Origin of the sequence: Stenotrophomonas sp. NPDC077421 (genome assembly GCF_049545505.1) — a bacterium.
Taxonomy (GTDB): domain Bacteria; phylum Pseudomonadota; class Gammaproteobacteria; order Xanthomonadales; family Xanthomonadaceae; genus Stenotrophomonas; species Stenotrophomonas nematodicola.
On sequence record NZ_JBMWDP010000005.1, the window covers coordinates 149,810 to 156,184 of the forward strand.

The 6,375-nt window shown below is 67.3% G+C and carries 7 protein-coding genes and 1 pseudogene; 1 reads left to right on the forward strand and 7 read right to left on the reverse strand.

The window, feature by feature from the left end:
• Positions 1–16: 16 nt before the first annotated feature.
• Positions 17–1,351, reverse strand: coding sequence for a 23S rRNA (uracil(1939)-C(5))-methyltransferase RlmD (gene rlmD / locus ACPEH1_RS04695; RefSeq protein WP_136003126.1), 1,335 nt, complete (start codon positions 1,349–1,351; stop codon positions 17–19).
• Positions 1,352–1,479: 128 nt separating this feature from the next.
• Between rlmD and ACPEH1_RS04700 the strand changes: the two genes are divergently transcribed.
• Positions 1,480–2,205: a response regulator gene (locus ACPEH1_RS04700; RefSeq protein ID WP_136003125.1), complete on the forward strand. Its 726-nt coding sequence runs from the start codon at positions 1,480–1,482 to the stop codon at positions 2,203–2,205.
• Between the two features lie 16 nt (positions 2,206–2,221).
• On the opposite strand, the gene recO is transcribed toward ACPEH1_RS04700, so the two are convergent.
• The 6 genes and pseudogenes from recO to ACPEH1_RS04730 all read right to left on the reverse strand — a co-directional run.
• Positions 2,222–2,944 (reverse strand): DNA repair protein RecO, encoded by a 723-nt coding sequence (recO, locus tag ACPEH1_RS04705; protein WP_136003124.1) that lies wholly within the window; start codon positions 2,942–2,944, stop codon positions 2,222–2,224.
• A gap of 95 nt (positions 2,945–3,039) precedes the next feature.
• On the reverse strand, positions 3,040–3,936 hold the full coding sequence (era, locus tag ACPEH1_RS04710; RefSeq protein ID WP_136003123.1) for a GTPase Era: 897 nt from the start codon (positions 3,934–3,936) through the stop codon (positions 3,040–3,042).
• On the reverse strand, positions 3,933–4,613 hold the full coding sequence (gene rnc, locus ACPEH1_RS04715; RefSeq protein ID WP_017356786.1) for a ribonuclease III: 681 nt from the start codon (positions 4,611–4,613) through the stop codon (positions 3,933–3,935). Before rnc ends, era begins: the two co-directional genes overlap by 4 nt.
• Positions 4,603–4,986 (reverse strand): DUF4845 domain-containing protein, encoded by a 384-nt coding sequence (locus ACPEH1_RS04720; RefSeq protein ID WP_017356785.1) that lies wholly within the window; start codon positions 4,984–4,986, stop codon positions 4,603–4,605. Before ACPEH1_RS04720 ends, rnc begins: the two co-directional genes overlap by 11 nt.
• A gap of 32 nt (positions 4,987–5,018) precedes the next feature.
• Positions 5,019–5,813, reverse strand: coding sequence for a signal peptidase I (gene lepB / locus ACPEH1_RS04725; protein ID WP_017356784.1), 795 nt, complete (start codon positions 5,811–5,813; stop codon positions 5,019–5,021).
• Between the two features lie 24 nt (positions 5,814–5,837).
• Positions 5,838–6,375 (reverse strand): annotated as a pseudogene (locus tag ACPEH1_RS04730) (elongation factor 4); the annotation flags it as partial.

The window sequence follows — 6,375 nt, forward strand, 5'->3', positions numbered from 1 at the left end:
GGCCGGCGAACGGGCGTCAGCGCTTCTCGAACACCGCGATGCTTTCCACGTGCGCGGTGTGCGGGAACATGTCCATTGCGCCGGCCGAGACCAGGGTGAAGCCCTGTTCGTTGACCAGATAGCCCGCATCGCGCGCCAGCGAGCCGGGATGGCAGCTGACGTAGACGATGCGCTTGAACTGCTTCAGCGGCAGCTGCTGCAGCACTTCGATGGCCCCCGAGCGCGGCGGGTCCAGCAGCAGCTTGTCGAAGCCCTGGCGCATCCACGGCGTCTGGCGCTGGTCCTGGGTCAGGTCCGCGGCGTGGAACTGGGCGTTGGACAGGCCATTGCGCTCGGCGTTTTCCCGTGCACGCGCGACCAGTCCCGGATCACCTTCCACGCCGACCACTTCACGCACGGTACGCGCCAGCGGCAGGGTGAAGTTGCCCAGGCCACAGAACAGATCGAGCACCCGCTCGTCCGGGCCGGCGTCGAGCAGTTCCAGCGCCAGCGCGATCATCTTCACGTTGAGCGATGCATTGACCTGGATGAAGTCCAGCGGCCGGAAGGCCAGCTCGACATCCCACGGCGCGAGCTTGAACGACAGCGGCACCTCGGCCGGCCACAGCGGCTGCACCGATTCCACGCCGCCGGGCTGCAGCGAGATCGCAAAGCCGTGTTCCTGCCCGAAGGCGGTCCACGCCGCACGATCGGCGTCGCTGAGCGGCTGCATGTGGCGGATGGTCAGCATGATCGCGTCGTCGCCGGCGATGAACTCGATCTGCGGAATATCGCGCTTGCCGTCCAGGGTCTCGATGAAGGTGGCCATCGCGCCGACCTTGCTGCCGATCTCCGGGATCACGGTCAGGCACTGCGACAGATCGGCGACGAAGCGCGGGTCCTGCTCGCGGAAGCCGACCAGGGTCTTGTCCTTCTTCTCGACCCGACGCACCGAGAACCGGCCCTTGCGGCGGTAGCCCCAACTGTCGCCGACCAGCGGCGGCAGCACGGTACCCGGGGTGACGTGGCCGATACGGGTCAGGTTGTCCATCAGCACCCGCTGCTTGGCCACGATCTGCTGCGATTCCTCCAGGTGCTGCAGCACGCAGCCGGCGCAGACGCCGAAATGCGGGCAGCGCGGCGTCACCCGCTGCGGCGAGGCGGTCACCACCTCCAGCGTGCGCGCCTCGTCAAAGTGGCGGTTGCGGGCGGTCGGTTCGGCGGTCACCACTTCGCCCGGCAGCGCGCCGGTGATGAAGGTGACCTTGCCACCCTCGCCATCACGGCGGGCCACGCCACGGCCATCGTGGCTGAGGTCGAGGATGTCGGTCTGGAAGGGCGTACGGTCGAGGCGGGAGCGGGTTCGGGCCACGTGGCAACAGGCTGCGGGCAAAAAGGGTGCGTATTGTCGCAGATGGAGGCATTGCCCTGCTCGGAAACCGTTTGCAGCGGCCCCGGACGTGTTTAATATGGGACACAGCTGACATGGAGGCAGCCCCAATGCAGATGACCCCGCGGGATCCCATGCCCCGATTCCTGCTCGTCGAGGACGACACCATCAGCCGCGGCTTCTTCAAGGCTGCGCTGGAGACCCTGCCCGCCGAGGTCGATACCGCCGATTCGCTGGCCAGCGCAATGGACCGCGCCAACGGCGGCGGCCATGACCTGTGGCTGATCGACGTCAACCTGCCCGACGGCAACGGCACCGAGCTGCTGCAGGCCCTGCGCCGTTCGCGGCCGGACACCCCGGCGCTGGCGCATACCGCCGATGGCGACAGCGGCATCCATGCCCGGCTGCGCGAGGCCGGCTTCAGCGAGACCCTGATCAAGCCCCTGACCCGCGAACAGCTGCTCAAGGCGGTGCGCCGCGCGCTGGTCAACAGCCCCGGCGGCATGGCGGCCGGTCCCGGGAGCAGCACCGAGAACGAGCGCCAGGACTGGGATGAAACCACCGCCCTGGCAGCCCTGAATGGGCAGCGCAACCATCTCATCGCCCTGCGCGAACTGTTCCTGGCCGAATTGCCCGGGGTGCGCGACGCCGTCGCGCAGGCCTTGCTGCAGCAGGATGTACGGGCCCTCCGCGGGCAGTTGCACCGGTTGCAGGCCAGTTGCGGCTTCGTCGGCGCCGCGCGCCTGGCCCGGGCGGTACGCCAGCTGCACCAGGCACCGGAGTCCGGCGGCGCACAGACCCAGTTCCGCGCGGCGGTGGAAGCCCTGCTGCATTGAGTCTCAGCGCCCGGCGCTAGCGCCGGCGTGACAGGTCGTCGAGCATTTCCCAGGATTTCAGGCCGCGGCCCCCGAGGTGGTGCAGCAGCACCGTGCGCATGCTGCGGCGAAGGCTGGCCAGGTCCTCCGCGCCGGGCAGACGGTCAGCGCCCAGCGCGAGCAGCGCGCTGCCGGTGGCCGCCCCGCGTCGCTGGTCGGCGCCCCGGTCACTGAGCAGACGGCGCGGGCCATCGCCCGGGTCGAGTTCGTAGCGGGCAGCGGGATCGAGCGGCTCGCCATCGCCGTCATGGCTCAGGTCGAACCCCACCCCGAGCGCATCCAGCAGATCCCGTTCGAAGCGGCGCAGGGTCCATGCCAAGGGGTCGCCGTCGCGCAGCCGCTGGCGCACCACGGCATAGGCGTCGTACAGGTCGGGCAGCGGGTCCTGGCGGGGTGCCAGCCGCAGCAGCAGTTCATTGATGTAGAAGCCGGCGAGCATCGCATCGCCCAGCAGCCGCGGTGCGGCGTCGAGTGCCTCGGCACCGCGAAGCTGCGCCAGTTCGCCGCGCTGTACCGCGGTCAGCCGGATCCATTGCAGGGGCTGCAGGGCCGCCCGCAACGGCTGGCTGCGGGCACTGGACACGCCCCGCGCGAGCAGGCCGATGCGACCATGCTGCTCGGTCAGCACTTCCACCAGCAGGCTGGTCTCCCGCCACGGGCGGGCGTGCAGAACGAAGGCGGGTTCATCCTCGATGCGCACGGCCTACCTCCCGACCGGCGCCGGCCGGTGGGGTCCCACCGCGGCGCACGCCGGGACACGACGGACGCCGCGCCGCTGCGCGCGCCCGGGGCGGTTCATTCGTAGCCGAAGGCCTTCAGCGCGGCTTCGTCGTCGGACCAGCCCTCGCGCACGCGCACCCAGGTTTCCAGGAACACCTTGGCACCGAACAGACGTTCCATCTGCATGCGGGCCTTGGCGCCGATATCCTTCAGGCGGGTACCGCCCTTGCCGATGACGATCGCCTTCTGGCCTTCGCGCTCGACCCAGATCACCGCACCGATGCGCAGCAGGTTGCCGTCTTCGACAAAGCGCTCGATCTCCACCGTGGTGGCGTACGGCAGCTCTTCGCCCAGCTGGCGCATCAGCTGCTCGCGGACCAGCTCACCGGCCAGGAACCGCTGGCTGCGGTCGGTGATCTCGTCCTCGCCGAACATCGGCGGGGCTTCGGGCAGCAGCTTCAGCACGTCGCGCACCAGCGCGTCCAAGCCGTTGCGCTTCTGCGCGGAAATCGGATGCACGGCGGCAAAGCTGCGGCCGGCGGTCACTTCCTGCAGGAACGGCAGCAACGCGCCCTTGTCCTTGAGGCGGTCGATCTTGTTGACCACCAGCACCACCGGCACGCCCGCATCGCTGAGAACGTTGAAGGCCAGGGTGTCTTCCTCGTCCCAGCGGCCGGCCTCGATCACCAGCAGCCCGGCGTCGACACCTTCCAGCGAGCCGCGCGCCGCCCGGTTCATCACCCGGTTCATGGCGCGCTTCTGCACCTTGTGCAGCCCGGGCGTGTCGACCAGCACCAGCTGCCCTTCCGGATAACTGGCGATGCCGAGCAGCCGGTGGCGCGTGGTCTGCGGCCGGTTGGACACGATGCTGACCTTGGCGCCGACCAGGGCGTTGGTCAGAGTGGATTTGCCGACATTGGGGCGGCCGATGACGGCCACGCTGCCGCTACGATGGGGGGTTGCTTCGCTCACTTGGAATCCAGTTGCTCGAGGGCGGCGGCGGCCGCCTGTTGTTCGGCCAGCCGTCGCGAGGCACCTTCGCCTTCGGTGCTGACGGCAGGATCGGTTACGCCGCAGCGTACCCGGAAGGTCTTGGCGTGATCGTCACCCGATTCTGACACCAGTTCGTACTGGGGGAGCGCCTTCTGTCGGGCCTGCAGCCATTCCTGCAGGCGCGTCTTGGGGTCTTTCTCCGGCTTGCCCGTGGCCGGCAGCGCCTCCATCGAGGGGCTGAACCAGGGCAGCACCACGGTCTGGCAGGCGGCAAAGCCGGCGTCCAGGTAGATCGCCGCGACCACCGCCTCCAGCGCGTCGGCCAGGATCGAGTCCCGGCGTTGGCCGCCGGACTTCATCTCGCCAGGTCCCAGCGTCAGCCGGTCGCCCAGCTGCAGGGTGCGGGCGATGACCGCCAGCGCGCCTTCGCGCACCAGCTCGGCCCGGGCGCGGGTCAACGCGCCCTCGTCGGCCTTGGGCCACCGCTCGTAAAGCGCCTGGGCCACCATCATATTGACGATGCTGTCGCCAAGGAACTCCAGCCGCTCATTGTTGGGCGTACCGGCACTGCGATGCGTCAGGGCCTGCTGCAGCAGACCCGGATCGCGGAAGGGGTGACCGATCAGGTCACCGCGTTGGAAAGGTTTATTCGGCACCGCTACGGGTCAATTCCTGGTTGGTATCAAACCGGCCCACCACGTCGAGGTTGCCGATCATTGCCCGGCGCACTTCGTAGTTGACCTTCATGTTCCAGCCGCCATCGATGCGATCGAATGTGACGTTGGCCGGCTTCACGTTCTCGGAGTAGTTGATGTACAGACGCTTGAAGAACAGGTCCTGGACACGCCCGGGCTCCATGTTGCCCACCCCCGGCTCCTTGGCCAGGCTCTTCATCGCCGACCGCACCGAGTAGTACTCCTGGTACATCGGGAACAGCTTCATGCCGATGTACAGGCCGAAGGCAACCACGATCAGGACGACCAGGAACGAGGTCAGGGTCATGCCGCGCTGCGTGTTCATCGTCTTCATTGCGTTCTCCCCAGATACGCCGGTGTGATGGATCAGTTGATGGTCGAGCCGATCCGCGACGGCTCGAAGCCGTCCTTGCAGAACCAGCCCGAGCAGTTCAGCCAGATCAGGAACGCCTTGCCACGGAGATTTTCCTCCGGCAGCAGGCCCCAGAAGCGGCCATCGTCGCTGTTGTCGCGGTTGTCGCCCATGACCAGGTACTTGCCGGCCGGCACGGTCCACTGACCCTGGCCACGCGGGTAGTCGGTCTCCAGCACGGTGTGGGTACGGCCCGGCAGGTGCTCCACCAGCAGCGTGCTGCCGTCGCCTTGGCCGAGGTGGCCCGCGTAGATGCCCTTGTTGTCGTACTTGACCGGCTCGCCATTGAGGATCAGCCCATCGCCCTGGAAGGCGACCTCGTCCCCCGGCACGCCGATGACGCGCTTGATGAAGTTCTCGCCCTTGGCCGGGTCGGCGTCGGAATGGCCCGGGAAGTGGAACACCACCACGTCGCCACGCTTGGGCTCGCCCAGCGGAACGATCTTGGCGTTGTTCAACGGCAGGCGCAGACCGTAGGAGAACTTGTTGACCAGGATGAAATCGCCGATCAGCAGGTTGGGCATCATCGAGCTGGACGGAATCTTGTACGGCTCGGCGATGAAGCTGCGCACCACCAGCACGATCGCCAGCACCGGGAAGAACGCCCGGGAGTAGTCGACCAGCACCGGTTCGGAATCCAGCAGGCCGGCACGCGCGGCACGGCGCCTGGCGAAGTACAGCTTGTCGGCCAGCAGGATCAGCCCGGAGGCCAGCGTCAGTACGACCAGGAGGATTTCAAACAATTTCATGCGGTGTCCTTGGGATCGGGTGCCTTACTTGTCCATCTGCAGCACGGCCAGGAAGGCTTCCTGCGGGATCTCCACGCGGCCCACCTGCTTCATGCGCTTCTTGCCTTCCTTCTGCTTCTCCAACAGCTTCTTCTTGCGCGAAACGTCGCCACCATAGCACTTGGCCAGAACGTTCTTGCGCATGGCTTTGACCGTGGTGCGGGAGATGATCTGCGAGCCCACGGCGGCCTGGATGGCCACGTCGAACATCTGTCGGGGGATCAGGTCCTTCATCTTCTCGCACAGCTCGCGGCCGCGGCGGTCGGCATGGCTGCGGTGCACGATCAGCGACAGCGCATCGACCTTGTCGCCATTGATCAGCACGTCCACACGGACGAACGGACCGGCGTCGAAACGCACGAAGTGGTAGTCCAGCGAGGCGTACCCGCGGCTGACCGACTTGAGCTTGTCGAAGAAGTCGAGCACCACTTCGGCCATCGGCAGCTCGTAGCTGATCTGCACCTGGCTGCCGAGGTAGTTGATGCCGATCTGGCTGCCACGCTTTTCTTCGCACAGCTTGATG

Bases quoted from the DNA above. Each gene is read 5' to 3' on its own strand.
- ACPEH1_RS04700 (WP_136003125.1), top strand. From the start codon at position 1,480: ATGCAGATGACCCCGCGGGATCCCATGCCCCGATTCCTGCTCGTCGAG.
- ACPEH1_RS04720 (WP_017356785.1), bottom strand. From the start codon at position 4,986: ATGAAGACGATGAACACGCAGCGCGGCATGACCCTGACCTCGTTCCTG.
- lepB (WP_017356784.1), bottom strand. From the start codon at position 5,813: ATGAAATTGTTTGAAATCCTCCTGGTCGTACTGACGCTGGCCTCCGGG.